Raw genomic sequence first — 25,721 nt, 5'->3', positions numbered from 1 at the left:
TTGGTTCGGTCGATCTTACCGTATCAGCAACTAATTCCAGTCAGAACGGCTGGATGTACGCCCCCCTCCCCGTCGCGGATCGCCGCGCGCGCGATCGATCGCCAGCCCCCGCCGTGTTCGGGCTCGGCGAGGATGCGCGCGAGCAGGTTGCCGAACTCCTCGATCGCAAGCTCGCGCAGGTCGCGGAAACCTGGCCGATCGCGATCGCCACGCAGATGGTCGCCTGTGCCCTCCTCGTCGCGCTTGCGCTGATCGCGCCGCCCGCCGCCGGTCTTGGCACCATCGTCCCGTCGATCAGCATCCATGCCGCGATCCTGGCGGCGCTGTCCGCAGGCATGTTCGGCGTGCTGCGGCTGCCGGGATTGCGCGAATGGCCTGCCTATAAGCGCAACCGCGCGCTTACCGTTGGCGTCGCCGGCGTCGCCGCGCTGTCGCTGTCACTACTGTGGACCGTCGCGCGTGCACCGTCAGGGTCGCTGCAACTTGCGTGCTGCGTCGCGGTGCTGGGGATGATCGCGGTTACGGCGGTTAGCGTCCATGCGGTCCGCGCGGCGACGCTCGGCCTCGGCGTCGGGATCGTCGTGATGCTCGCGGTCTGCGCGGGGATCGGTATGCCGCTGCTGGTCGCGATCCTGTTCCTCGGCAGCCTGGGAATCGTCGCGCACCGCCTCGCGCGGATCGACGTCGCGCAGGAACTGAGCCGCGCCGAGGACGCGAGCGAAGGCCGGCTCGCAATCCGGATGGTCGCCGAATTCGAGGACCAGGGTACCGGCTGGTTCTGGGAAGCCGACCGCCAGGGCCGCCTGACCTACCTGTCCGCCAAGGTGACCGACGAACTCGGCCTCGCCGACGACGCGGTCGGGCAACCGCTCACCGACCTGTTCCGCATGGACAACGACGCGCCCGGCACCGAACGGACGCTCGCCTTCCACATCGCCTCGCGCACGTCGTTCTCGGACTATTCGGTGTGCGCCGCGACCTCGCCCGATTGCGAACGCTGGTGGTCGATCTCGGGGAGGCCGGTGGTCGACGACCTCGGGCGCTTCCAGGGTTTCATCGGCTCGGGCCGCGACCTGACCGAACAGCGCAAGTCGGAAGCCGAGATCACGCGGCTGGCGCTGTTCGACGGACTCACCGGGCTCGCGAACCGCCAGCGGATGCGCTCGTCGCTCGACAAGACGCTGGCGCAGAAGACCGGTCCGTACCGCGCGACGTCGTTGTTCCTGATGGATCTCGATCGGTTCAAGGCGGTCAACGATACGCTGGGCCACCAGGCGGGCGACACGCTGTTGAAACAGGTCGCGCAACGGCTCCAGCGCGGGATCGCCGATGCGGGGCTGGTCGGGCGGCTGGGCGGCGACGAGTTCCAGGTCGTGTTGCCCGGCATCGCCGACCGCGATACGCTCGCCGCGCTGTCCCGCGAAGTCATCGCCTCGCTGTCCGAACCCTATTTCATCAGCGGGACGTCGGTCACGATCGGCTGCTCGATCGGCATCGCGATCGCACCCGACGACGGCGACGATGCCGAGACGCTCGTCCGCAACGCCGATCTCGCGCTGTACGCCGCCAAGGCCGATGGCCGCGGCGTCCACCGCTTCTATTCGGACGACATGCTGACCGGCGCGCGCACGCGGAAACTGCTCGAGGACGATCTGCGCGCGGCAATCTCGGATGGCGCGTTCCACCTCTGCTACCAGCCGATCGTCAGCACGAAATCGGCGCAGATCGTCGGCTACGAAGCGCTGATCCGTTGGGATCACCCGACGCGCGGGCTCGTCTCGCCCGCCGACTTCATCCCGGTCGCGGAGGAATGCGGGCTGATCGAGGCGATCGGCGAATGGGTGCTGCGGACCGCGTGCCTGGAGGCAGCGCGCTGGCCCGGCTCGGTCCGCGTCGCGGTCAACGTCTCGCCGATCCAGTTCGCCAACCCCGCTCTGCCCGCGCTCGTCACCAGCGCGCTCGCCCAGTCTGGCATCGCCGCAGGCAGACTCGAACTGGAGATCACCGAAGGCGTATTCCTCGACGAGACGCGCTCGTCGGAACAGATGTTCAAGGCGCTGAAGGGGATCGGCGTGCGGCTTGCGCTGGACGATTTCGGCACCGGTTATTCGTCGCTCGGCTACCTGCGCAACGCGCCGTTCGACAAGATCAAGATCGACCAGTCGTTCGTGCGTGGCGCCGCCGAACCGGGCAACCGCAACGCGGCGATCATCAAGGCGATCGTCACGCTCGCCGACACGCTCGGCATGGAGACGACCGCCGAGGGGGTCGAGGTGCAGGACGAGATCGACCTGATCCGCGACCTCGGGTGCAGCCATATCCAGGGCTATGTCTATGGCCGCCCGGTCCGCGCGGACGAGGCTTTGCGGCAATTGGAGGTCGAGAACGGGACCGCCACCGCCAGCGGCTTCAAGGTGACTCGCGCGCCGCGTACCAAGATGCTGCGTTCCGCGCGGATTTCGATCGACGGGGTCCCGGGCGACGTCCGCATCCGCGACATCTCGACCTCGGGCGCGATGCTCGATGGGCTCCGGATCGCCGGCAATCCCGACGGCGTCGAACTGGAGATCGAACTGGTCGAGCACCAGATGTTCGCCGCCCGCATCCGCTGGGCCCGCGCCGGCAAGGCGGGAATCGAGTTCCACGAGGCGTTCAACCTGGAACGGCTGAACCAGGGCCACTCCGCGCGTCTTCGCCGGACTGGGTGAGTTAGCTGAGAACAATAAAAATCCACCACCCCGGCGGAGGCCGGGGCCCAGTTGGGAAACGTGGATTGGCGAACGCCGTCCTTCGTTATTACGACCTTCCCAACTGGGCCCCGGCCTCCGCCGGGGTGGGTCAACGTAAGGGACCGAGCGTAAGAATCCCCGCTCAACGACGGCCTGCGCAAAGGCCCGGAAGTCCCCCATTCCCGGGAACCAACCGCCGCCTCCCACCGTCTCACCCTCATGGTACATCGCGCCCCGATCAAAGCCCTCGCGTTCGACGTGTTCGGCACCGTGGTCGACTGGCGCTCCGGCATCGCGCGCGATGCCGCCCCGATCCTCGCGCGCCTCGGCCGCACCGATATCGACTCGCACCGATTCGCCGACGGCTGGCGCAAACGCTATCAGCCGGCGCTTGAGGAGGTCCGCAGCGGACGGCGGCCCTTCGTCATTCTCGACACGCTCCACCGCGAGGCACTTGAAGACCTGCTCCGTCACCACGGCGTCGACCCGGCCACGCTGGACGCGGCCACGCTCAACGACCTGACCCACGCCTGGCACCGTCTCGACCCATGGCCAGACTCGGTCGAAGGCCTGACCCGCCTCAAGACCCGCTACCCGATCGTCACGCTCAGCAACGGCAACATCGCGCTAATGCTGGAAATGGCCCGTCGCGCCGGTCTCCCGTGGGACGCGATCCTCGGAGCGGAAGTTAGCCGCGTCTACAAGCCGCTCCCCGAATCCTACCTCGCCACCGCGCGGTTTCTCGACATCGCTCCCGGCGAACTCTGCCTCGTCGCCGCGCACCACAGCGATCTCGCCGCGGCGCGCGCCGCTGGCCTGCAAACCACCTATGTCGACCGCCCGCAAGAATATGGTGGCCGACCCGCACCCGACGCGGATGCCGTGCAGGATTGGGACCATAGCGTCGACAGCCTGACGTGTCTGGCGGACGAACTGTGCCGATGACCCGGCGACCTGCCCGCGAACCGGTAGAAACCTTCGATGCGTCGCCGTATCGACCGGCCGTATCGAACGCGCACCGGCGTAAAATTCGGCCCGGCGTGCGACCCGGCAGGAATTTGAGATGACCACACAGACGGCCGAGGCCGATTTCCTGACCGGTGGCGGCGAAATGGCCGCGATGATCCGCGCGCATGATTGGTCGTCGTCCCCGCTGGGGCGGATCGAGCACTGGCCGCAGTCGCTCCGATCGATCGTCTCGTTGATGCTCGCCTCCGAATTCGCGATGTGCATCGCCTGGGGGCCCGAGCTCGGCTTCCTGTACAATGATCACTACGCGCGGATCCTGCACGACAAGCATCCTGCGGCACTCGGCAACCGGCTGCCCGACATCTGGGCCGAACTCTGGCCCGACATCAGTCCGCTCGTCGACAAGGCGCTGGCGGGCGAAGCCTCGTTCTTCGAGAATCTGCCGCTCGTCACCAACCGCAAGGGCTATGACGAGCGCACCTGGTTCACCTTCTCCTACTCGCCAGTCCGCGACGAAAGCGGCGCGATCGCTGGCATGTTCTGCTCGACCTATGAGAGCACCGATCAGGTCCAGACGGAACGCGCGCTGCGCGACGAGCGCGAGCGGATGAGCCAGATGTTCGCGCAGGCGCCGACCTTCATGGCGATGTTGCGCGGGCCCGAACACCGGGTCGAGTTGACCAACCCCGGATACGACAAGCTGATCGGCCACCGCGAGGTGCTCGGCCGCACCGTTGCGGAGGCGTTGCCCGACGCGGTCGAACAGGGGTTTGTCGACCTGCTTGATCGTGTGTTCGCGAGCGGCGATGCGTTCACCGCGAGTGGGATGCTGTATGCGGTCCAGGCGGAGCCTGGCGGCGCGGTCCACGATCGCTACGTCGATTTCGTTTTCCAGCCGATCCGAGACGCAACCGGGACGGTGGTCGGCATTTTCGTCGAGGGCGCCGACGTCACCGATCGCAAGCGGCTCGAACGCGACCTGCAATCGCTAAACGCCGACCTCGAACAGCGCGTGCGCGATCGCACCCAGGAACTGATCGAGGCGCAGGAGGCACTCCGCCAGGCGCAGAAGATGGAGGCGGTCGGGCAACTCACCGGCGGCATCGCGCACGATTTCAACAATCTGCTGCAAGGCATCACCGGCAGCCTGGAGATCGTCCAGCGGCGCGTCGCACAAGGGCGGGTGAGCGAACTCGATCGCTTCATCACCGGCGCGACCACCGCCGCCAACCGCGCCGCCTCGCTCACTCACCGCCTGCTGGCGTTCTCGCGTCGCCAGCCGCTCGATCCGCGTCCGGTGAAGGTCAACCCGCTGGTCGCCTCGCTCGAGGACCTGCTTCGCCGCACCACCGGCGAGCAGATCGAACTCGAGTTGGTGCTCGCCGGTGGCCTGTGGACGACATTGTGCGATCCCAACCAGCTCGAGAATTCGCTGCTCAACCTCGTCATCAACGCGCGCGACGCGATGCCGCATGGGGGCAAGCTCACGATCGAGACGTGCAACGCGCACCTCGACGATCATTTCGCCGCCAGCCAGCGTGATGTCCGGCCGGGCCATTACGTCTGCATCTGCGTGTCCGACACCGGCACCGGCATGTCCGCCGACACGATCGCCAAGGCATTCGAGCCGTTCTTCACCACCAAGCCGATCGGCCAGGGGACCGGGCTCGGCCTGTCGATGATCTACGGCTTCGCGCGTCAGTCCGAAGGCTATGCGAGGATTTATAGCGAGCTCGGCCACGGCACGACGATCAAGCTGTATCTGCCGCGCCATTACGGCGAAGCGGGGCAGGACGAGGCGCTGCCGGGGCTGACGCAGGAGCACGTTACCGATGCTGGCGAGATCGTGCTGGTGGTCGAGGACGATTCGGTCGTTCGCGCGCTGATCGTCGAAGTGCTGGGCGAGCTCGGTTACCGGGCGGTTGAGGCGCATGACGGCCCTGCCGGACTCGACAAGCTGCGGACGATGGAGCGGATCGACCTGCTTGTGACCGACATCGGCCTGCCCGGACTGAACGGTCGTCAGGTCGCCGATGCGGGTCGTGCGCTGCGTCCGGGGCTCCGCGTGCTGTTCATGACGGGCTATGCGGAGAATGCCGCGCTGGCGTCGGGTTTCCTGGAGCCTGGGATGTCGATGATCACCAAGCCTTTCGCGATGGAGGCGTTGGCGACGCAGATCCGGACGATGATCGAGGGCTGAGGCGGACAGGACGCGCCGACCAACCGCCACGACCCCGGCGGAGGCCGGGGCCCAAGTGGAAAGGTGGTCGTAACGGCGCGCATCGTTCAGTTGGCAACGTCCCCCAACTGGGCCCCGGCCTTCGCCGGGGTGGTGTGGTGGTAATGGCTTGCTCGGATTATTCGCAGCCCAGTCTTTCGATCCTCCCCCGCCAGGGGGGGGGGTGGCGCCGAAGGCGACGGAGGGGGAGGACGCCGCAACAGCGGTAATCACTTTCCTCCCCCTCCGTCTGGCAAGTGCCAGACACCTCCCCCTGGCGGGGGAGGATCGTCAGGCTAACCCGCATCTGGTCCCCCCCCCCCCCCCCCCCCCCCCTCCGAAGCAACATTTGCCATCTTCCCCGCCAAAATAATTTTTCGTTCCCGCTTCGCCCCCTTGCGCTTCACGAACCCCGCAGAAGTCCACGCGTCGCGAATATCCCGCTCGGCCAACCCGCGCCCGAACGCGACGAACCGAGCCCCCGGCCACCCCCGCACCCCCTTGCGTCTCTTCGCGCTTTGGCACAATCTCTTGGGGTTGCGTTCGGGGGCGGACCCAATCGCTGGTAGAACAACCCTCGCATAGCCATATGCGATATGACCGTAAGCGCGCCTTCCACCGCCGCGATGGTCACTTTTTGTTCTCCCGTTAGGGGCCGTCCGATGGTAGCATGGCGACAGGCGACCGATTCGAACGAATACAGAACACTAGGAGCGGTTTCGATGGATTTCAGAGACAGCAGCCGGGATAGCGACATGACCACAGACACGATCGAACAGACCACTGCAACGCCCGCCGCCGAGGCTCCCAAGGCCCCGCGCCAGGCGCAGGACAGCCACTCCGTGCGCGCGCAGATCTACCCGGTCGAGGTCGATCACAGCCGCGACGCGCTCCTGACCGAATTCGGCAAGGATACGCTCAAGGATCGCTATCTGCTCCCGGGCGAGAGCTACCAGGACCTATTCGTCCGCGTTGCGTCGGCCTATGCCGACGACGCCGGCCACGCACAGCGCCTCTATGACGCGATCTCGAAGCTCTGGTTCATGCCCGCCACCCCCGTTCTGTCGAACGGCGGCACCGGTCGCGGCCTGCCGATCTCGTGCTACCTCAATTCGGTCCCCGACAGCCTCGGCGGCATCGTCGACACCTGGAACGAGAATGTCTGGCTCGCCTCGCGCGGCGGCGGCATCGGCACCTATTGGGGCAACGTCCGTGGCATCGGCGAGCCGGTCGGCCTCAATGGCAAGACCAGCGGCATCATCCCGTTCGTCCGCGTCATGGACTCTCTGACGCTCGCGATCAGCCAGGGCTCGCTGCGCCGCGGGTCGGCCGCGGTCTATCTCGACGTCTCGCACCCCGAGATCGAGGAATTCCTCGAAATCCGCAAACCCTCGGGCGATTTCAACCGCAAGGCGCTGAACCTCCACCACGGCGTGCTGATCACCGACGACTTCATGGAAGCCGTCCGCAACGGTGAGGAATGGCACCTGCGCTCGCCGAAGGACCAGGCGATCCGCGCCACCGTCGACGCGCGCTCGCTGTTCCAGAAGCTCGTCGAGACGCGTCTCCAGACCGGCGAGCCCTACATCGTCTTCGCCGATCACGTGAACAAGGCGATGCCCAAGCATCACCGCGAACTCGGCCTCAAGGTCTCGACCTCGAACCTGTGCTCGGAGATCACGCTGCCGACCGGCAAGGATCACCTCGGCAACGAGCGTACGGCCGTGTGCTGCCTGTCGTCGCTGAACCTCGAAACCTGGGATCAGTGGAAGGACGAGAAGGGCCTGATCGAGGACGTCATGCGCTTCCTCGACAACGTCCTGCAGGACTACATCGACCGCCACGAGCCCGGCATGGAACGCGCTGCGTATTCCGCAGGTCGCGAGCGCTCGGTCGGGCTCGGCGTGATGGGCTTCCACAGCTTCCTCCAGGCACGCGGCATCCCGTTCGAGGGCGCGATGGCGAAGTCGTGGAACCTGCGCATGTTCAAGCACATCAGCAGCCAGGCCAACGAAGCCTCGATGCAGCTCGCGATCGAGCGCGGCCCCTGCCCTGATGCCGCCGACGTCGGCGCGATGGAGCGGTTCAGCTGCAAGATGGCGATCGCCCCGACCGCGTCGATCTCGATCATCTGCGGCGGCACGTCGGCGTGCATCGAGCCGATCCCCGCGAACATCTACACGCACAAGACGCTGTCGGGCAGCTTCTCGATCAAGAACCCGTATCTCGAAAAGATGCTGAGCGAGAAGTCGAAGAACTCGGACGCCGTCTGGAACTCGATCCTCGAGCAGGGCGGCTCGGTCCAGCATCTCGACTTCCTCTCGGTCGAGGAAAAGGACTGCTACAAGACGTCGTTCGAGATCGACCAGCGCTGGCTGCTAGAGCTGGCGGCGGATCGCACGCCCTATATCGACCAGGCGCAGTCGCTGAACCTGTTCATCCCCGCGGACGTCGAGAAGTGGGACCTGCTCATGCTCCACTTCCGCGCGTGGGAGCTCGGCATCAAGTCGCTCTATTACCTCCGCTCGAAGTCGGTCCAGCGCGCGGGCTTCGCCGGCGGCGTCGAGGCCGACAACACCATCGACCTGCGCCAGATCGACGTCGAGTCGAAGGATTACGATGAGTGCCTTGCCTGCCAGTAAGGCCTCTCGGCGTTCAAGCGTGACCCCGGCCCGTGAACCACGGACCGGGGAGCGCCTGACGCAAAAAACCCCGGCCCGCGCGAAGCGGACCGGGGTTCGGGTAGGCTATGCGGCGCGTATCGAACGCACCGCGTTCGCGTCAGGCCTCTTCTTCGAACGTCACCGCCACGTCGGCGTTGGCGGAAAGCCGGACCTTGCCGTCCTCGATATCCGCAACCAGCCCGAGCGAGATGAAGTGATGATGCCCTTCATGGCTGCCCTTGCCCTCGACGACCTGCGCGCCGGAGTCCTTCTTGGTCAGCTTGATGCGGTTGCCTTCGACCTTGTCGACGGTACCGACATGGACGCCGTCCGCGCCGATGACTTCGGCATGTTCCTGGATCTTGGTTGCATCGACCATGGTCGTTCTCCTGTTTGGGGTTCGGGTGCTGAACGCGCGCCGCGCGAGTTGGTCGCATGACGTATGGTTCAGCTATCATGTTCGTGGTCGCGGCCGTGCTCGGAATCGTCGGCGTCGCGATGCTGCTCCGTCTCCGCTCGCCGAGCATCACCGAACCCCAGACCTACGCGTTCCGCATGATCGGCATCATGCTCACCTCGGGCGCGATCGTCCTCGCGATGTCCGCCGCCGCGATGTGGCAGTGGAGCACCGAGACATGAAACACGCGACCTGATCCCACCAGTTTCCCGATATAAAACCCATCTCCCGAAAGGCCTACCATGTCCCTCCTTCACGCCTCCAAGCAGTACAAGCCGTTCGAATACCCCTGGGCGTTCGAGTTCTGGAAGCGCCAGCAGCAGCTCCACTGGCTCCCCGAGGAAGTGCCCTTGGGCGAGGATTGCCGCGATTGGGCGCAGAAGCTCAGCGATCACGAGCGCAACCTGCTCACGCAGATCTTCCGCTTCTTCACGCAGGCCGACGTCGAGGTGCAGGATTGCTACCACGAGAAGTATGGCCGGGTGTTCAAGCCGACCGAGATCAAGATGATGCTGACCTCGTTCAGCAACATGGAGACGGTCCACATCGCCGCCTACAGCCATCTGCTCGACACCATCGGCATGCCCGAGAGCGAGTACGGCGCCTTCCTCGAATATGCCGAGATGAAGGAAAAGCATGACTACATGCAGCAGTTCACCGTCGACAACGACGAGGACATCGCGCGCACGCTGGCCATGTTCGGCGGCTTCACCGAAGGCGTCCAGCTGTTCGCATCGTTCGCGATGCTGATGAACTTCCCGCGCTTCAACAAGATGAAGGGCATGGGCCAGATCGTCACCTGGTCGATCCGCGACGAGAGCCTCCACTGCGAGGGCATCATCAAGATGTTCCACACTTTCTGTCAGGAGCGCCAGTGCCTGACCAAGGCGGTGAAAGACGACATCGCCGACGTCTGCCAGACGACGATCCGCCTCGAGGACAATTTCATCGATCTCGCCTTCGAGATGGGCCCGGTCAACGGCATGACCCCCAAGGAGATCAAGAAGTACATCCGCTTCATCGCCGACTGGCGCATGACGCAGCTCGGCCTTAAGCCGATCTACATGATCGACGAGCACCCGCTGCCCTGGCTCGCCCCGATGCTCAACGGCGTCGAGCACGCCAACTTCTTCGAACAGCGCGCAACGGAATATTCGAAGGCCGCGACCAAGGGCCAGTGGAACGACGTCTGGGACTCGTTCGACAAGCGCCAGACCGCGAAGAAGGGGCCGATCGCGAATGTGGACCTGAGTGAGGTTCGGGATATGTTCTCGATGGATGGCGTGGCGGCTGAGTGATTTAAGTGCAGATCTCAGACATTACAAAAGCAGAAGCTGACGAGATTTTAGCTCGTTCAGAGAGCCACTTTTTTGATTTTAAATCAAAACGGATTGCACCTGCAAAACTGCCTCGAGCTCTTTCCGCCCTCGGTAATGCCGAGGGCGGTGAGATTTACGTCGGAATAGAAGATTCTTCGGTTACAGGACAGCGCTGGGACGGCTTCCCCATTCCTGAAGATGCGAATGCAATAATTGCGGTATTACAAGATCTTTTCCCAAATGGGGAAACGTACTCTTACAGTTTTTTAAAGTGTTCAGGCTATCCCGGACTTGTTCTTTCATGCGAGGTTTTTAAAAACCAGTTTATCTGGAAGGACACCCAGGGGGATATTTATCTTCGACGGGGCGCACAGAGTCTGAAGCAGGACACATTTGAGAAGCAGGAACGACTTAGATTAAATAAGGGCATATCTTCTTACGAAGACTCTAAAGTAGACATGACAATCTCAGAACTTTCTAGCTCTGACGCATTTACCGCATTTTACGAAGTCATTGTTCCCCGGGCCGAACCCAACGCATGGCTACGCAAGCAAAAGGTGATTCGCGATGACCAGGCAACCGTCGCTGGATTGATTCTATTTTCAGATGAGCCACAAGCAGTCTTGCCAAAGGCCGCAATTAAGATTTCGCGCTACAGAACATCTGATGAACCAACGCGTGCGACTCTAGAAGGACAGCCGTCGACCATCGAAGGATGTGCTGTCGTCTTAATAAAAGACGCTGTTGATAAGATAGTTGAAACCGTTGAACGCATACCAGTTATGAAGGACTCTGGACTGAAATCCGTTCAGTATCCAAGAAACGCGATCCATGAAATAATAACAAATGCTATTATACATCGCGACTACAGTGTTAATGATGATGTCCACGTAAGAATATTTGATAATAGAATTGAGATTTATAGCCCAGGCCCTCTACCTGCGCATGTTACCGTTGAGAATATTCTCGACGAAAGATTTGCCCGGAATCAGAAAATTGTTCGATTAACTAACAAGTTTCCAGATGCACCGAATAAGGACGTAGGAGAGGGACTAAATACAGCATTTGAAGCAATGAGGGAGCTTCAACTGAAAGACCCGGTAGTTGTTCAAATAAATAATGGCGTGTTGGTCACGTTAAAACACGAAAAGTTGGCGGAGCCTGAACAGGCTATCATCAGCTACCTTCGTGATAACGATGAGGTCAACAATTCGAAGGCTCGCGCGGTAACGTTCATCGGCTCTGAAAATAAAGTAAAAAATATTTTCAGAAAAATGATGACGGCAGGAATACTAGAGCGGATACCCGGCCGATCACAGGCAAAGACCGGTTACACAAAGGGGCCTAACTTTCCTGATGCTTAGCTAGCGTACCTGCTCGACCGGGATCATCGACGACCGATCCCGCGCCTGCCTCAGGCCGAGCTCGATCTTCGCGCGTTTCCAGCTTTCATAGCCATGATCGACCGTACCGTGATCGGCTTCCAGCTTTTCGAACTCATCGACGTGCGTGGCCATGGATTGACCATAGCGCAATATCGGCTTTCGGGTAAGCCTAGCCCCATCCGCATCAAGGCGAGCGTTTGCCACCGCCATAACGTCGCGCGAGGCCATGGCTGACCAGGACCGCCCCCAGCGACTCCCCGCCCCTCTCGACGATGCGCAGTTTGCGACCGTAGCGGTCGACGTCGCGCTTGATCGGGGTCAGCGTGAAGGGGCCGGCGTTGAGGAACGGGTGCATCTTCAGCGTCGCCGCCTGCCCTAGGCGCGCTTCGCGGGCGCAGCGCGGCGGGTGGCTCTTCGGCGTGTCGATGTCGGTGATGTGGATCTTGGTGCCCGCCATCCAGACCGTGTGGCCGTCGACCATGCAGTCGATCGGCTTGGCGTGGCTGCAGATCGTGAGGCGCGCGGGGACCGCCTTGCCCCCCGACAGCGCGGACGCCGCTGCCGCCATCGTCGACGCAGCACGGGCAACACTTGCCGCGACTGAAGTTCGTCGCCGATCGCACGTACGAACTCCACACGACCGCACATTCCCCCGCACTCTCAACCGCCGCGCAGCAGGCGCATCACCAGTGTTCGGATACGCCCGTAAGTCTCCTTCGACGCGCCGAGCACGCCGTGGCGTTCGGGCGGGAGAAACGCGAGCGGGTGGCCATCGGGGCGGAACACGTAATGATCGAACCACGCGCGCCAGGCTGCGCGCTCGGCCGGCGGGCGTTCGGCGATCGTCAGCAGCGATAGCAGCATCGCGGTGTAGGGCTGGTCCGGTCCTGCGCTGAACCCGTCCCACCAGAAATTGACCAGGACGTTGACGTCGCCGAGCGCCTCGACCTGATGCCACCAGAGTTTCGGCACGTAGAGCGCGTCGCCGGGCTCCAGCTCGACGACCAGTGCGCGGGCTCGGGCGTTTTCGAAGCGGGGGAAGCACGGGTCGCCGGGCTCGCTGCCGACCGCGAGGCTGATCGGCTGGCCGGCGAGCGTGTGGTCGATCGGTCCGACATACAGGTCGCGGATCGCGTCGGGCGGGAACAGCGTGAAGCGCCGCCGCCCCGCCGCGACGCACGCGACATTGTCCATCGTGTCGTAATGGCAGGCGACGGTCGACGCGTGGCCGACCCAGAACCGGGGGCGCACCGCGGGCGGTACGAACGGCAGGCGGGTGGTCTCCTCGATACCGGGGAAATACGTCTCCGCGGTCATCGATCCCATGTACATGCTCGCCCGGTAGGGGTCCGCCGCGCTGTCGAGGATTCGCGTCAGCGCCTCGCCGAACGGCACCGAACTGCGCTCGAAATTGAACCCGGCGAGCGTCGCGTCGTAATTATAGCGTGCGCCGATCTCGGGCTTGCCGACGAACACTTCCGCGAGCTTGCCGCTATCGAAACGGCGAAGCTGCGCCACCACGCCGTCCAGCGCCGCACTCGGCGTCGGCGCGCCCGACAGCATCGGCCAATCCCGCGCCGCGCCGCGCAGCACCGCGGGCTCGCAGCGCGCCATCACCTCGGCCTGGAAAGTTTCCGGATCGCGCAACGCGTCGGCGGGCGGCTCGTGCAGCATCAGCCGATGTCCGCCAGCCGGTTGTTGCGGATCCGGCCGAGCGTCCGCAGATGGCGGATCGACCCGGCCTGCGCATAGGCGAGTTGCAAATCGCCGCGGCGAAACAGGTCGAGCACTGTGGCATCGGGCAATGCGTGCAGCGCGTCGAGGCTGATCGTGTAGAGCCCTTCGAGCGTCAGATGTTCGCCGTCGTCGAAGCTCATCGTCACGTCGATCGGCTCGAGCAGGCGATGCGCGAGGAAACGCTCGATGAGCGCGTCGGTCTCGGGAATGCCCGACTGGAGGACGTGCAGCGCCTGCTGAATGCGCTTGAGTGGTAGCGCTGCCTCACCGTTCATGTCGAACAATAGTTGGCCGTCTGACCCCGCAAAGACACCGTGTTCGCGGTCGACGACCAGTTGCCCGTCGGTGATGTAGAAGCCCTGGCGTTCGAGGTCGGCGGGTCGATAGTCAGGCAACGCCCCCTTCACTGCCATCAGGTTGCGGCCCGGCTCCAGGCCCATCACGACGCCTGCGTAGAAGGCGCCGGTCTCGGGGTGTTTCGTGAACAAAATCGCATAATACGGGGCAGCCTGGAGAAATTCGTCCGCGACGATCTGCGCGAATTGCCGCTCTCCGTCATGCGCGCGCGATACGCGCAACGCCGCGTGCTGCGCATGGCTCAGCATCTCCCAGATCGGCATCCATCTCTCTCCGTACAGTCTTCTTGCCCGAGAGATCGCACATGGCGCCCCGGTTGCAAAGCCTCGCCGCGACCACTCATACAAATGCTTGCATTGATTGTTAGCCTGAGTATTGTGAGCGCTACCGTAGATGATCGAGACGGTGCGGAAACGCGCATGATTCGATCATCGAAGTAACTTTGTCGTGAACGCCTCTCACAAGAAGGGCGGTGCGGCGCCGCATGAGGGGATGTTTGACCGTGACCACCACTACGCGCGCTTTCGGCTTTCGAGGACTGGCCCACCCATCGAGCGCACTCGCCTGCGCGACCAGCGTACTGGCGATGATGTGGTCGATCCCGGCAATGGCGCAGGATCAGGGCAATCTTCAGAACAGCACGACCACGCAGCCGTCCGCGCCGCAGCCAGCCGTACCGACGACCGCGAACACCACGACCGCGTCGGAAGCCGGACAGCCACAGGATCTGGCCACCGCACCGGACGCGTCGCAGGGTAACACCGTCCAGGGCAGCGCACCGCAGAGCGACGACATCATCGTCACCGGCCTGCGCGGATCGCTCCAGCGCAACCTCGACCTGAAGCGCACCTCGTCGGGCGTCGTCGACGTCATCTCGGCCGAGGACATCGGCAAGTTCCCGGATTCGAACGTCGCAGCGTCGCTGCAGCGCCTGCCAGGCGTCTCGATCCAGCGCTCGGGTTCGCGCGGCGAGCCGACCGGTATCACGGTTCGCGGCTTCGGCGGCGATTTCAACACGACGCTGTATGATGGCCGCCGTATCTCGACCGCGACCGGTACTCGCCAGATCGACTTCAGCACCGTCGGCGTCGATTTCATCGGCCAGTTGAGCGTCTTCAAGACGCCCGACGTCACGGTCGCATCGAGCTCGATCGGCGCGACGGTCGATATCGCGTTCCCCAAGCCGTTCGACCATCCCGGTTTCCGCCTTGCCGCCACCGGATCGGGTTCGATCCAGGATCGTGCAGGCAAGATCGTGCCGACTGCCGGCCTGTTGATCAGCAGCACGAACAATGACGAGACGTTCGGCGTGCTGGCCGACGCGATCTACACGCGCCGCGATACCGAGACCAATCGCGTGTATGTGTCGGGTTGGCCGGGCGGCAATTTCGCGCCCTGCCAGCTTACCGGTAATGCCGGGGCCGCAAACTGTGCGCCGACCAGCGATCCGAAGTCGGCAAACTACGCCAATCTCAACAATCGCCAGAACCTGCCCGGCTGGTTCCCGCAGCAATATGGCGCGGAACAGCAGCGCGTGAAGGACGAGCGCGTCGATGGACGCGTCGCGTTCCAATATCATCCGACCGACGACTTGATGGTCACGCTGGACAACAACTTCTCGCGCCAGACGATCAACCAGGACAATTACGCGTTCGGCGTATGGTTCAGCCAGGGCGATCTGCGCAACGTCACGCTCGACAAGAACGGCACGGCGGTCGACTTCACGCAGGCCGGCAGCCCGACCGATTTCACGGCAGCGGAAAACAAGCAGATTCTGCAGACCAACCAGACCGGCCTGAACGTCAAGTATGACGTGACCGAGCACCTGACGCTCGAAGCAGACGGCTCCTATGCTAAGAGCTGGCTCAATCCCGGTAACGTGATCGGCAGCAAGAACGGCGACATCGGCTACGGCAACGCGCTCGGCAACGTCCTGCGCTTCAAGGTCGACGGCAAGAGCAGCGACGCCTTCCCGACGATCAGCAACTTCGGCCCTGCGGGCGATGGCGCACGCTGGGCCGATCAGTCGGTGATCGGTACGCACGTCACCGTCAACCAGACGCAGCATAATACCGATGAACTCGCCCAGTTCCGCGGCAACGCCACCTGGAAGCAGGACAATTTGACGCTCAAGGCCGGTGGCCAATATTATCAGGACACCTTCAACTTCCGCAACCAGAGCACGTTCACCAACAATTTCTGGCAGGCCTATGCCGGTTATGGCGGACCATCGGGGCGGACGACGGGCGTTTCGCCGGTCCCCGCGAACATCTACCAGGGCTCGATCAGCCTCGACAACTTCATCCCTGGCTTCAACGGCAGCCTGCCGCCGTCGGTGTTCGTGTTCAGCCCGACCGCGTATCAGAACTACCTGACGAGCCTGGGCAACCCGTACGCCAAGAACATTCCGGGCTTCAATTATCCGAGCCCGACGAGCGGCGATGGACTACTTGGCTTCCGCGGTAATTTCGACGAGGCGGTCGATCCGGGCAGCGTGCTGAACGTGCGCGAGCGGACCTGGTCGCTCTACTTCAGCGCGAACTTCAAGGCGGACGTCGGCGGCATGCCGTTCACGATAAACGCAGGCGTCCGCAACGAAACGACGAACCTGCGCGCGACTGGGCAAGGTCGCCTGCCGACCTCGATCACGACGAGCACCGCCGATCCGTCGTTGCTCGGCATCCCGACCTACACCGCAATCGTGCCGAACACGACCAACAGCTCGTATTCCTACCTGTTGCCCAGCCTTGATGCGAAGCTGGAAATCACCAACACGCTGCTGGTGCGCTTTGACGCGTCACGTACGCTGACCCGCCCGAGCCTCAGCGTGCTCAACCCGGTGCTGAACGTCGGCAACGGCCAGCGCGTCGGCGCCCTGACGGCCAGCGGCGGCAACCCGAATTTGAAGCCGTACCTGGCGGACAATTTCGACGTCGCCGCCGAATGGTATTATCAGCGCAACTCGTATTTGTCGGTCGACTTCTTCCTGAAGAACGTCAGCAACTTCATTATCGGTGGCGTGACCCGGCAGTCGATCAACGGACTGATCGATCCGACGACGGGCATTCTGGCGAGCTTCGCCGTATCGCAACAGGTCAACGGACCCAACGCGACCGTCCGCGGTGTCGAACTGGCGTGGCAGCAGGTGTTCGGCAACTCGGGCTTCGGGTTCCAGGCCAACGCAACCTTCGTCAACACCAACCGGCCCTATGACGACAAGAACATCTCGCAGACTGGCTTCGCGGTCACCGGGTTGGCGAATTCGGCGAACTTCGTCGGCTTCTATGACAAGGGTGGGTTCCAGTTCCGCACCGCTCTCAACTGGCGCGACAAGTATCTGCTTCAGTTCGGCCAGAACCAGAACACCGGCGCCTTCGGGTCGGAGCCGACCTTCGTCGACCAGAGCTTCCAGGTCGATCTGTCGACGAGCTACGACATCAACAAGCAGTTCAGCGTCTTTGCCGAAGCGTTGAACGTCAACAACAACCAGCAGAGCACGCACGGGCGCTACGACAACCAGTTGCTCGACGTGTTCGATTACGGCCGCCGCTACACCGCAGGCGTCCGCTTCCACTTCTGATCCCCCTCCCACTGGCGGAGCACGACCTGTTCGTGCTCCGCCTTTTTTCGATTACGCTGCACCATGCACGAAATTCAGAACATCGTTATCGTCGGCGGCGGCACCGCAGGGTGGCTGACCGCGGGCGTCATCGCGGCCAAGCACCAGGCGCGGCGCCAGCACGGCTTCACCGTCACTCTGGTCGAATCGCCCAACGTGCCGACGATCGGCGTCGGCGAAGGGACGTGGCCGACGCTGCGTTCGACGCTCAAGAAAATGGGCGTGTCGGAAACCGAACTGTTCCGGCAATGCGACGCGTCGTTCAAGCAGGGCGCGCGGTTCAATCGCTGGACCACGGGTGCGCCGGACGACGGTTATTATCACCCGCTGATGCTCCCGCAGCACTTCGGGCAGGTGAACCTCGCACCGCACTGGCTCGCGGACGAGGGCAGTGCGACGTTCTGCGACACGGTCACGCCGCAGGGCCGGATCTGCGACGAAGGGCTCGGCCCCAAGACGATCGCGACGCCCGAGTATGACGGCCATGCGAACTACGCGTATCATCTCGACGCAGGGAAGTTCTCGCACTTTCTCCAGCGGCATTGCTGCGACACGCTCGGTGTCCGCCATGTAAAGGCCGACGTCACCGAGGTCCGGCTCGACGAGAGCGGCGACATCGCCAGCCTTGATACCGAACAGGGCGTTTCGATCGCGGGCGACCTGTTCATCGATTGCACCGGGTTCGCCGCGCTGCTGATCGGTGGCGCGATGAAGGTGCCGTTCCGCAGTTGCACCGACATATTGTTCTGCGACACCGCGCTGGCGATGCAGGTGCCCTACGACGTGCCCGACGCGCCGATCGCAAGCCACACGATCTCGACCGCGCAATCGGCTGGCTGGATCTGGGACATCGGCCTGCCGACGCGGCGCGGGGTCGGTCATGTCTTTTCGAGCAGCCACATCAGCGCGGACGCCGCCGAGCAGGAGTTGCGCGACTATATCGGCCCCGCCGCGCGCGACCTGACCTCGCGCCGGCTGGCGATCCGTGCCGGCCACCGCGAGCAATTCTGGGTGCGCAACTGCGTCGCGGTCGGGCTCGCCGCGGGGTTCCTCGAACCGCTGGAGGCGTCCGCGATCGTCCTGATCGAGCTGTCGGCGAAGATGATCGCCGAGCAGATGCCCGCGTGTCGCGAAGTGATGGACGTCGTCGCGCACCGCTTCAACGACACGGCGCACTATCGATGGGGGCGGATCATCGACTTCCTCAAGCTGCATTATGCGCTGACGAAACGGACCGACACCGCGTTCTGGCGCGACAATGTCCGGCCGGAATCGATCCCCGACCGGCTGGCGGGGTTGATGGAACTCTGGCGATTCCAGTCGCCCTGGGTCCATGACGAATTCGATCGCGCCGAGGAGGTCTTCCCGTCGGCGAGCTATCAATATGTGCTGTACGGCATGGGCGCGCGGACCGCGGTGATGCCGGGGTCGATCGACGACGATCTCGCGCTGGCTCGGCGCGCGCGGCACGACAATCAGGTGCAGACGCAGCGGTTGGTGAGCAGCCTGCCGGGCCACCGCGAGCTTATCGACCGTATCAAGCGCCACGGCCTCCAGCCGATCTAGCCGTCAGGGGAATAGTATGCGGACCGTCACAGCGTGCCTGGCCATCGGCGCGATCCTAATCATCGGCGCGACCGCCGCGTCGGCGGCACCGCGCCTCGACGGCGTCATGGGCGATCACGCGGTGATCCAGCGCGGGCAACCTATCGTCCTGACCGGACAAGCAGCGGCGGGCGAGACCGTGATGATCACGCTGGCGGGGCGCAGCGTCACCGCCAAGGTTGCGCGCGACGGCAGCTTTTCGGCGAGCCTGCCCGCCCTCCCCGCCGGCGGTCCGTACGACCTGACGATCGCCGCCCCCAGCGGTGCGGCCGTCCTGCGCGATATCCTGGTCGGCGACGTGTTCCTGTGTTCGGGCCAGAGCAACATGGAACTCCGCGTCGAGCAGGGACAGGGCCTGTTCCCCGACGCGCATCCGGAGGTCGACGACAAGCTCCGTCTGCTCACAATCGCCAAGGTCTCCGCCGCCGCGCCGGTCGCGCGATTTGCCCAACAGCCGGCGTGGACGGTGTCTGGCCCGACCACCGCGCCCAGCTTCTCGGCCGCGTGTTTCTACATGGTCCAGGCGCTGCGCCGTACGTCCGGCGTACCGATCGGTGCGGTGCATTCGAGCTGGGGCGGGTCGCGGATCAGCGCATGGATGAGTGATCCTGCGCTGCGCCAGGCCGGGCTCGCCGCCCCCGCCGACCTGCTCGCGCTCTATGCCCGCGATCCCGCCGCCGCAAACCGGCAGGCATCGACGATCTGGGAAAGCTGGTGGCGCACCGGCTCGGGCGACGCCGCCGGCCACGAGCCGTGGCAGCCGGACGCCGCGCTCGACTGGCATCCGGTGCCCGCGATGACCAATTTCGAGACCTGGGGCGTGCCCGCGCTCGCCAATTACAACGGCATGATCTGGTACCAGCACGAGGTCCAGCTGACCGCCGAGCAGGCACGGGGCCCCGCGACGCTGGTGCTGGGCATGGTCGACGACGCTGACCGTACCTGGGTCAACGGCGTGGGCGTTGGTGGCAGCAGCCTCGCGTCGCAATCGCGCGTCTACGCGCTGCCCGCCGGTAGCTTGAAGGCCGGGCGCAACGTCATCACCGTCAACGACGACGACGTCTATGCCTATGGCGGGATGACCGGCCCGGCGGATTCGATGCGGCTGTCGTTCGCCGACGGGAGCAGCGTACCGCTCGGCACCGGCTGGCGCTATGCGGTCGCCAAGCGGCTCGCAGGCGCCGCACCGCGCGTGCCGTGGGACGACATCAACGGCGCGGGCACGCTCTACAACGCGATGATCGCGCCGCTCGGTGCTACGAAGTTCGCCGGGATGGCCTGGTACCAGGGCGAGTCCGACACCGGCATTCCCGGTTACGACCGCCGGATGACCGCATTGATCGCGGACTGGCGCCACCGCTTCGGCACGTCCGAGACCGGGTTCGGCATCGTCCAGCTCGCCAATTACGGCAGCCCGGCGATCGCGCCGAGCGAGAGCGGCTGGGGCGACGTCCGCGATGCGCAGCGCCGCGTCGCAGCGGCGGACCCGCATGCCGGCATCGCCGTCGCGCTCGACCTCGGCGATGCGCTCGACATCCATCCCGGCGAGAAGCACGAGGTCGGGCAAAGGCTCGCGCGTGTGATGCGCGCCGCGGTCTACGGCGAGAAAATCGCGCCGTCCGGCCCTGCGGTCGCCGATGCGCGGCGTAGTGCGGATGGCGGCGTCACGGTGCGGTTCAGCGGCGTGACGGGCGCGCTGCATGCCCGCAGCGCCGCGCAGGCGATCGGCTTCGAACTGTGCGGCGCGGCGGTCGGCACCTGCCGCTACGCTCCGGGCAAGGTCGCGGGGTCCGAGGTGACGCTGCCCGGCGATGGCCAACCCGTCACACGCGTCCGCTACGCCTGGGCCGACGCCCCGGCGACCAACCTTGCCGACGACGCACCGCTGCCCGTCGGCACGTTCGAAGTGCCGGTCCTGCCGGCGCGGTAAGCTCTGAACGGGTGCGAAGAACAAGAACGGCCGCCACAGCGCGCCGCAACGGGAGAGACTGACGATGCGCATGACCATGAAGGCGAAAGCCCTGGCGACGGCCGGGCTCGCGCTCGCATTCTCCCCGGCGATCGCGCGCGAGCCGGCCGCCGCGCCGAGCCAGCGGACCGCGACCGATCCCGCCGAGCAGATGGCGCGGACGATGGTGTCGCGGATGACGCTCGACGAGAAACTGCCGCAGTTGCTCAACGTCGCACCCGCGATCCCGCGGCTCGGCGTGCCCGCGTACAACTGGTGGACGGAATCGCTGCACGGCGCGCTCGGACCGCTCGCGACCACCAATTTCCCCGAGCCGATCGGCCTTGCCGCGAGCTTCGACGCGCCGATAGTCCACGACGTCGCGGGCGCGATCAGCGCGGAGGTGCGCGGGCTGCACACGCTTGGCCGCGAGACCGGCAGGAACGGGCATATCGGCACCGGGCTCGACACTTGGTCGCCCAACATCAACATCTTCCGCGATCCGCGCTGGGGCCGCGGGCAGGAGACGTACGGCGAGGATCCGTTCCTGACCGCGACGATGGGCGTCGCGTTCGTGACCGGGATGCAGGGCCCCAACCCCAATCGCCCGCAGGTGATCGCCACGCCCAAGCACTTCGCGGTCCACAGCGGGCCCGAGGGCACGCGCCATCAGGCCAACGTCTACATCTCCGCTCACGACCTGGAGGACACTTACCTCCCCGCCTTCCGTGCCGCCTTGGTAGACGGGCACGCAGGCTCGGTGATGTGCGCGTACAACCGCATCGACGGCCAGCCGGCCTGCGCCAGCGACCTGTTGCTCAAGGAGCATTTGCGCGGCGCGTGGGGCTTCAAGGGCTATGTCGTGTCCGATTGCGACGCGGTGAAGGACATCGCCGACAACCACAAATACGCGCCCGACAGCGCCGCCGCGGTCGCCGCCGCGATGCGCGCGGGCGTCGACAACGAGTGCAACGGCGAGACGCTGGGCGATACCGCGGGCCTGGATACCCGGTACCGCGAGGCGCTGAACCGCGACCTGATCACCGAGGCGGACGTCGACCAGAGCCTCGTCCGCCTGTTCACCGCGCGGTATCGTAACGGCGACCTGCCCGGACTTGCCGGCGCCCCCAAGGCTTTGCCGACCAGCGTGGTCGGGGCGCCCGAGCATCGGAAATTGGCGCTGGCCGCGGCCGAACGGTCGATGGTGCTGCTCAAGAACGACGGTATCCTGCCGTTTAAGCCCGGCGTGAAGCTCGCCGTGATCGGCCCGCTCGGCGATGCGACGCGCGTGCTGCGCGGCAATTATTCGTCGCCGCTTTCGGGCGCGCCGGTATCGGTGCTGGAGGGGCTGAAGACCGCGCTCGGTGCGAGCCAGGTCATGCTCGTGCCGTTCGGCGAGTCCGTCACGGACGGCGACCGTGTGCCAACGTCCGCGCTGCTCACGCCCGACGGCAAGCCCGGCCTGCTCGCGCGGTACTTCAACCCGACCACGCCGATGCCCGCGCAATATGCCCGCGGCACGCGCGAGAAACTCGTCGCCGCCGCCAAGTACCAGGCGCAGCCGGTGGTGACCCGCATCGAGCCCGACGTCGGCGATCGCAACCTCGATCTCGCGCGCGTCACCGACGTCCACCGCACCGAATGGACCGGCTTCCTCGTGCCCCCCGAAAGCGGCACCTACCGCGTCGGCCTGTCGGGGTCGGGCGGCACGCTGACGCTCGACGGCAAGATGATCTCCGACCGGCGCAAGGCTCGCTGGAACGACCTGCCCGGCATGACGACGCTGAAACTCGAAGGCGGCAAGCGCTATGCGATCCGCGCCGAGGGCAGCGGGATCAACCTGGTGTGGAAGCGCGTGTCGGATGCGCCGTCCGTCGAGCTTCGTCGCGCCGCTGCCGCGGCCGACGTGCTGGTCGCGGTCGTCGGCCTCACCTCCGACCTGGAGGCAGAGGAAACCGGCGTGACGGTGCCGGGCTTCTCGGGCGGCGACAAGACCACGCTCGACCTGCCCGCGGACCAGATCGCGATGCTCGAACAGGCCAAGGCCACCGGCAAGCCGGTCGTGCTCGTCACGATGAACGGTAGCCCGATCAACCTCGCCTGGGCGAAGGACAATGCCGCGGCCGTGCTGGAGGCGTGGTATCCGGGCGAGACCGGCGGGACGGCTGCAGCGAACATCCTGACCGGACGGACTAACCCGTCGGGCCGCCTGCCGCTCACCTTCTATCGCAGCGTCGCGGACCTGCCGCCGTTCGGCGATTACGCGATGAAGGGCCGCACCTATCGCTACTTTGCGGGCACGCCGGTCTATCCGTTCGGTCACGGGCTCAGCTACACGAAGTTCGGCTATGCGCCGCTGACCGTCACGCCCGCCCACGGCGGCGCCGAGAACGGCCTGCGCGTCACCACGCGGCTGACCAACCAGGGCGACCGGCCGGGCGAGGAGGTCGCGCAACTCTATCTCGACTTCCCCGATCGGCCCGGCACCCCGCGGATCGCGCTGCGCGGGTTCCAGCGCGTCGCACTCCGCCCCGGCGAAGCGCGCAGCGTGACCTTCGATCTGTCGCCGCGCGATCTCAGCTCGGTGGCGCTCGACGGAGCGCGCTCGGTCGCTGCCGGCACCTACCGCGTGACGGTCGGCGCGGGGCAGCCCGGCACGGGGGTCGCAGGGCAGACCGCCAGCTTCACGGCGCGCCAGTCGGCGGAGCTGCCGAAGTGAGCCGCATCCGCACCCTCGCGACGCTCGGCACCGCGCTGGTCGCCCTCTGCACGCCGATCGCGGCACTGGCGGATCCGCTGACCCCGACGGGCAAATGGAGCGCCAACACCGATGGCTCGGCCCCGGTGCCGCCGATGGGGTGGAGTTCGTGGAACGCCTTCAACAGCGACGTGGACGAGGAGAAGGTGCTCGCCTCCGCGCAGGCGCTGATCGACACGAAGTTGCGCGACATCGGCTATCGCTACGTCAATATCGACGATGGCTGGTGGCTGAAGCGTCGCCAGCCCGACGGCCGGCTGCTGATCCGCACCAGCCACTTCCCGTCCGCCGCGACCGGTGCGGACACGAGCTTCCGCCCGTTTACCGACCGCCTCCACGCGATGGGCCTCAAGGTCGGCATCTATTCGGACATCGGCCGCAACACCTGCGGCCAGATTTACACCCCCGATTTCAAGAACCAGCCCGAAGGCAGCGTCGCGGAGCGCGAGGTCGGGCTGTACGGTCATGTCGACCAGGACATCCGGTTGTTCTTCGCCGAATGGAACTTCGATTTCCTGAAGGTCGACGGCTGCGGCGCGCGCGGCCTGCCGGTGGACGCACCGCGTGTGAAGTCCGGCCTGTACCGCGCGCTGACGCCACTCGTCGACATGCAGTCGCTTGGTGGAACGGACATCGCCGGTATCCGCGGCCTCTACGAACAGGTTCGCACGGCTCTGCACACGCACGCTGGCGACCGCGCGTACGTCTATTCGCTGTGCCTGTGGGGCGCGGGCGACGTGCGGGCGTGGGGCAAGGACGTCGGCAACACGTCGCGCACCAGCGACGACATCCAGCCGGTCTGGCCGCGGATGCTGACCAACCTCGACACCGTCACGCACCGCGCGCTCTATGCGCATCCGGGATCGTGGAACGACCCCGACATGCTGTTCGTCGGCACCGGCGATTTCGACGCGGCGCACAGCGCGGAGGCACGCTCGCACTTCGCATTGTGGGCGATGCTCAACGCGCCGCTGATCATCGGCTACGATCTCCGGAAACTGACGCCGGACCTGCTCGGGATCTTCGGCAACGCGGATATCGTCGCGCTGAACCAGGACACGGCGGGCAACCAAGCGGTGCTCGCCTACGACTCGTCGGAGGTGCAGACCTTCGTCAAGACGCTCGCGGACGGCAGCAAGGGCGTCGCGCTCTTCAACCGCACGGCCTCGCCCGCCAAGGCGGTGCTGACCGCCGAGCAGCTCAAGATGCTGCCGACCGCCGACGTGCGCCTGAAGGACCTCTGGACCAAGAAGGAGCAGAGCTTCCGCAAGGAGATCGCGGTGACGCTCGCGCCGCACGAGACGCTGATCTTCCGCGCGACCGGCATGCGGCGGTTGCCGGGCGGACTGTACCTTTCGGAGCAGACCGGCAGCATCAATCCGGCAACCGACGGCGTGGTCGTGCCGCAGCCGGATCCGACGATCTACCAGTCGATCACGCCGTGGACGGGCACCCGCGGCGGCGGCGAGCACCCGCAATATGGCGGATGGGGCGGCGCCGAAGCCGACCGCGCACCGTATGGCAAGCTATTGCGCGTTGCCGGCACCGACTTCGACACGGGGATCGGCGTGCTCGCAAACTCCCGTCTCGAAGTCCGCAACCAGGGTTACGCACGGTTCGCGGCCAAGGTCGGCATCAACGATTCCGGCCAGCCGCGCTCGGGCACGACGGTGTTCGAGGTCTGGGGCGACGGTCGCCTGCTCGCCAAGTCCCGCCCGATGGGGTTTGGTGAGGCAGCGGTCCCGCTGGAGGCGAAGGTGACGGGTGTACGGATCGTCGAACTTGTGGCGCGGGGGAGTGGTGCGGCGAATGCCGGGGCGCCGCAACCTGCAACATGGGCGGACGCTGCGCTCTACAAATAGCGATGGGAGAGGCCACACCCTCCCCGTTCGCCCCGAGCGCAGTCGAAGGGTACCTTTCCACAGGCGTGAACGCCCGTTGAGGGCGGTGCTTCGAC

General features: G+C 65.1%; 17 protein-coding genes. 12 read left to right on the top strand and 5 right to left on the bottom strand.

Going from position 1 to position 25,721, the window contains the following annotated elements:
* The first annotated feature begins 53 nt into the window (after positions 1–53).
* The 4 genes from C8J25_RS01795 to C8J25_RS01775 all read left to right on the top strand — a co-directional run bounded on the left by C8J25_RS01795 (position 54) and on the right by C8J25_RS01775 (position 8,558).
* A complete protein-coding gene (locus C8J25_RS01795; protein ID WP_107952006.1) occupies positions 54–2,708 on the top strand; it encodes an EAL domain-containing protein in 2,655 nt (884 codons plus the stop codon).
* Between the two features lie 240 nt (positions 2,709–2,948).
* Positions 2,949–3,674, top strand: a complete 726-nt coding sequence (locus tag C8J25_RS01790) for a haloacid dehalogenase type II (protein WP_107952005.1) — start codon at positions 2,949–2,951, stop codon at positions 3,672–3,674.
* A gap of 118 nt (positions 3,675–3,792) precedes the next feature.
* Positions 3,793–5,898, top strand: a complete 2,106-nt coding sequence (locus C8J25_RS01785) for a hybrid sensor histidine kinase/response regulator (protein WP_208622488.1) — start codon at positions 3,793–3,795, stop codon at positions 5,896–5,898.
* A gap of 773 nt (positions 5,899–6,671) precedes the next feature.
* A complete protein-coding gene (locus C8J25_RS01775) occupies positions 6,672–8,558 on the top strand; it encodes a ribonucleoside-diphosphate reductase subunit alpha (RefSeq protein WP_425275435.1) in 1,887 nt (628 codons plus the stop codon).
* Positions 8,559–8,697: 139 nt separating this feature from the next.
* On the opposite strand, the gene C8J25_RS01770 is transcribed toward C8J25_RS01775, so the two are convergent.
* Entirely contained in the window at positions 8,698–8,958 is a 261-nt protein-coding gene (locus C8J25_RS01770) for a DUF2171 domain-containing protein (RefSeq protein ID WP_107952002.1), read from the bottom strand.
* Between the two features lie 56 nt (positions 8,959–9,014).
* Between C8J25_RS01770 and C8J25_RS01765 the strand changes: the two genes are divergently transcribed.
* The 3 genes from C8J25_RS01765 to C8J25_RS01755 are packed head-to-tail and all read left to right on the top strand — an operon-like array spanning position 9,015 to position 11,719.
* Entirely contained in the window at positions 9,015–9,218 is a 204-nt protein-coding gene (locus C8J25_RS01765; protein WP_107952001.1) for a hypothetical protein, read from the top strand.
* A gap of 60 nt (positions 9,219–9,278) precedes the next feature.
* Positions 9,279–10,334: a ribonucleotide-diphosphate reductase subunit beta gene (locus C8J25_RS01760; protein WP_107952000.1), complete on the top strand. Its 1,056-nt coding sequence runs from the start codon at positions 9,279–9,281 to the stop codon at positions 10,332–10,334.
* A gap of 5 nt (positions 10,335–10,339) precedes the next feature.
* Positions 10,340–11,719: an ATP-binding protein gene (locus tag C8J25_RS01755; protein WP_107951999.1), complete on the top strand. Its 1,380-nt coding sequence runs from the start codon at positions 10,340–10,342 to the stop codon at positions 11,717–11,719.
* On the opposite strand, the gene C8J25_RS20590 is transcribed toward C8J25_RS01755, so the two are convergent.
* The 4 genes from C8J25_RS20590 to C8J25_RS01740 form a co-directional block, all read right to left on the bottom strand.
* The gene (locus C8J25_RS20590) at positions 11,720–11,872 is read right to left on the bottom strand and encodes a hypothetical protein (protein ID WP_167397636.1); all 153 of its coding nucleotides are present in this window, start codon (positions 11,870–11,872) and stop codon (positions 11,720–11,722) included.
* Positions 11,873–11,924: 52 nt separating this feature from the next.
* Positions 11,925–12,308 (bottom strand): thermonuclease family protein, encoded by a 384-nt coding sequence (locus C8J25_RS01750; protein WP_107951998.1) that lies wholly within the window; start codon positions 12,306–12,308, stop codon positions 11,925–11,927.
* A 92-nt stretch (positions 12,309–12,400) separates the two neighbouring features.
* Positions 12,401–13,414 carry a cupin-like domain-containing protein gene (locus tag C8J25_RS01745; RefSeq protein WP_107951997.1) on the bottom strand — a complete coding sequence of 338 codons (1,014 nt, stop codon included), beginning with the start codon at positions 13,412–13,414 and terminating at the stop codon, positions 12,401–12,403.
* Positions 13,414–14,097 (bottom strand): SapC family protein, encoded by a 684-nt coding sequence (locus C8J25_RS01740; RefSeq protein WP_107951996.1) that lies wholly within the window; start codon positions 14,095–14,097, stop codon positions 13,414–13,416. Before C8J25_RS01740 ends, C8J25_RS01745 begins: the two co-directional genes overlap by 1 nt.
* A gap of 323 nt (positions 14,098–14,420) precedes the next feature.
* Here C8J25_RS01740 and C8J25_RS01735 point away from each other — a divergent pair, with 323 nt between their 5' ends.
* From C8J25_RS01735 to C8J25_RS01715, 5 genes are all read left to right on the top strand, one after another.
* A complete protein-coding gene (locus C8J25_RS01735; protein ID WP_208622501.1) occupies positions 14,421–17,414 on the top strand; it encodes a TonB-dependent receptor in 2,994 nt (997 codons plus the stop codon).
* Positions 17,415–17,477: 63 nt separating this feature from the next.
* Positions 17,478–19,019 (top strand): tryptophan halogenase family protein, encoded by a 1,542-nt coding sequence (locus C8J25_RS01730; RefSeq protein ID WP_107951995.1) that lies wholly within the window; start codon positions 17,478–17,480, stop codon positions 19,017–19,019.
* A gap of 16 nt (positions 19,020–19,035) precedes the next feature.
* A complete protein-coding gene (locus C8J25_RS01725) occupies positions 19,036–20,988 on the top strand; it encodes a sialate O-acetylesterase (RefSeq protein WP_107951994.1) in 1,953 nt (650 codons plus the stop codon).
* Between the two features lie 76 nt (positions 20,989–21,064).
* Positions 21,065–23,725, top strand: coding sequence for a glycoside hydrolase family 3 C-terminal domain-containing protein (locus C8J25_RS01720; protein ID WP_244186658.1), 2,661 nt, complete (start codon positions 21,065–21,067; stop codon positions 23,723–23,725).
* A complete protein-coding gene (locus tag C8J25_RS01715) occupies positions 23,722–25,626 on the top strand; it encodes an NPCBM/NEW2 domain-containing protein (RefSeq protein ID WP_341871515.1) in 1,905 nt (634 codons plus the stop codon). The genes C8J25_RS01720 and C8J25_RS01715 overlap by 4 nt, the downstream gene beginning before the upstream one ends.
* Positions 25,627–25,721 lie beyond the last annotated feature (95 nt).

The sequence above is a fragment of the Sphingomonas faeni genome (assembly GCF_003053745.1).
GTDB lineage: Bacteria > Pseudomonadota > Alphaproteobacteria > Sphingomonadales > Sphingomonadaceae > Sphingomonas > Sphingomonas faeni.
This window is presented reverse-complemented; position numbering and strand designations above follow the sequence as displayed.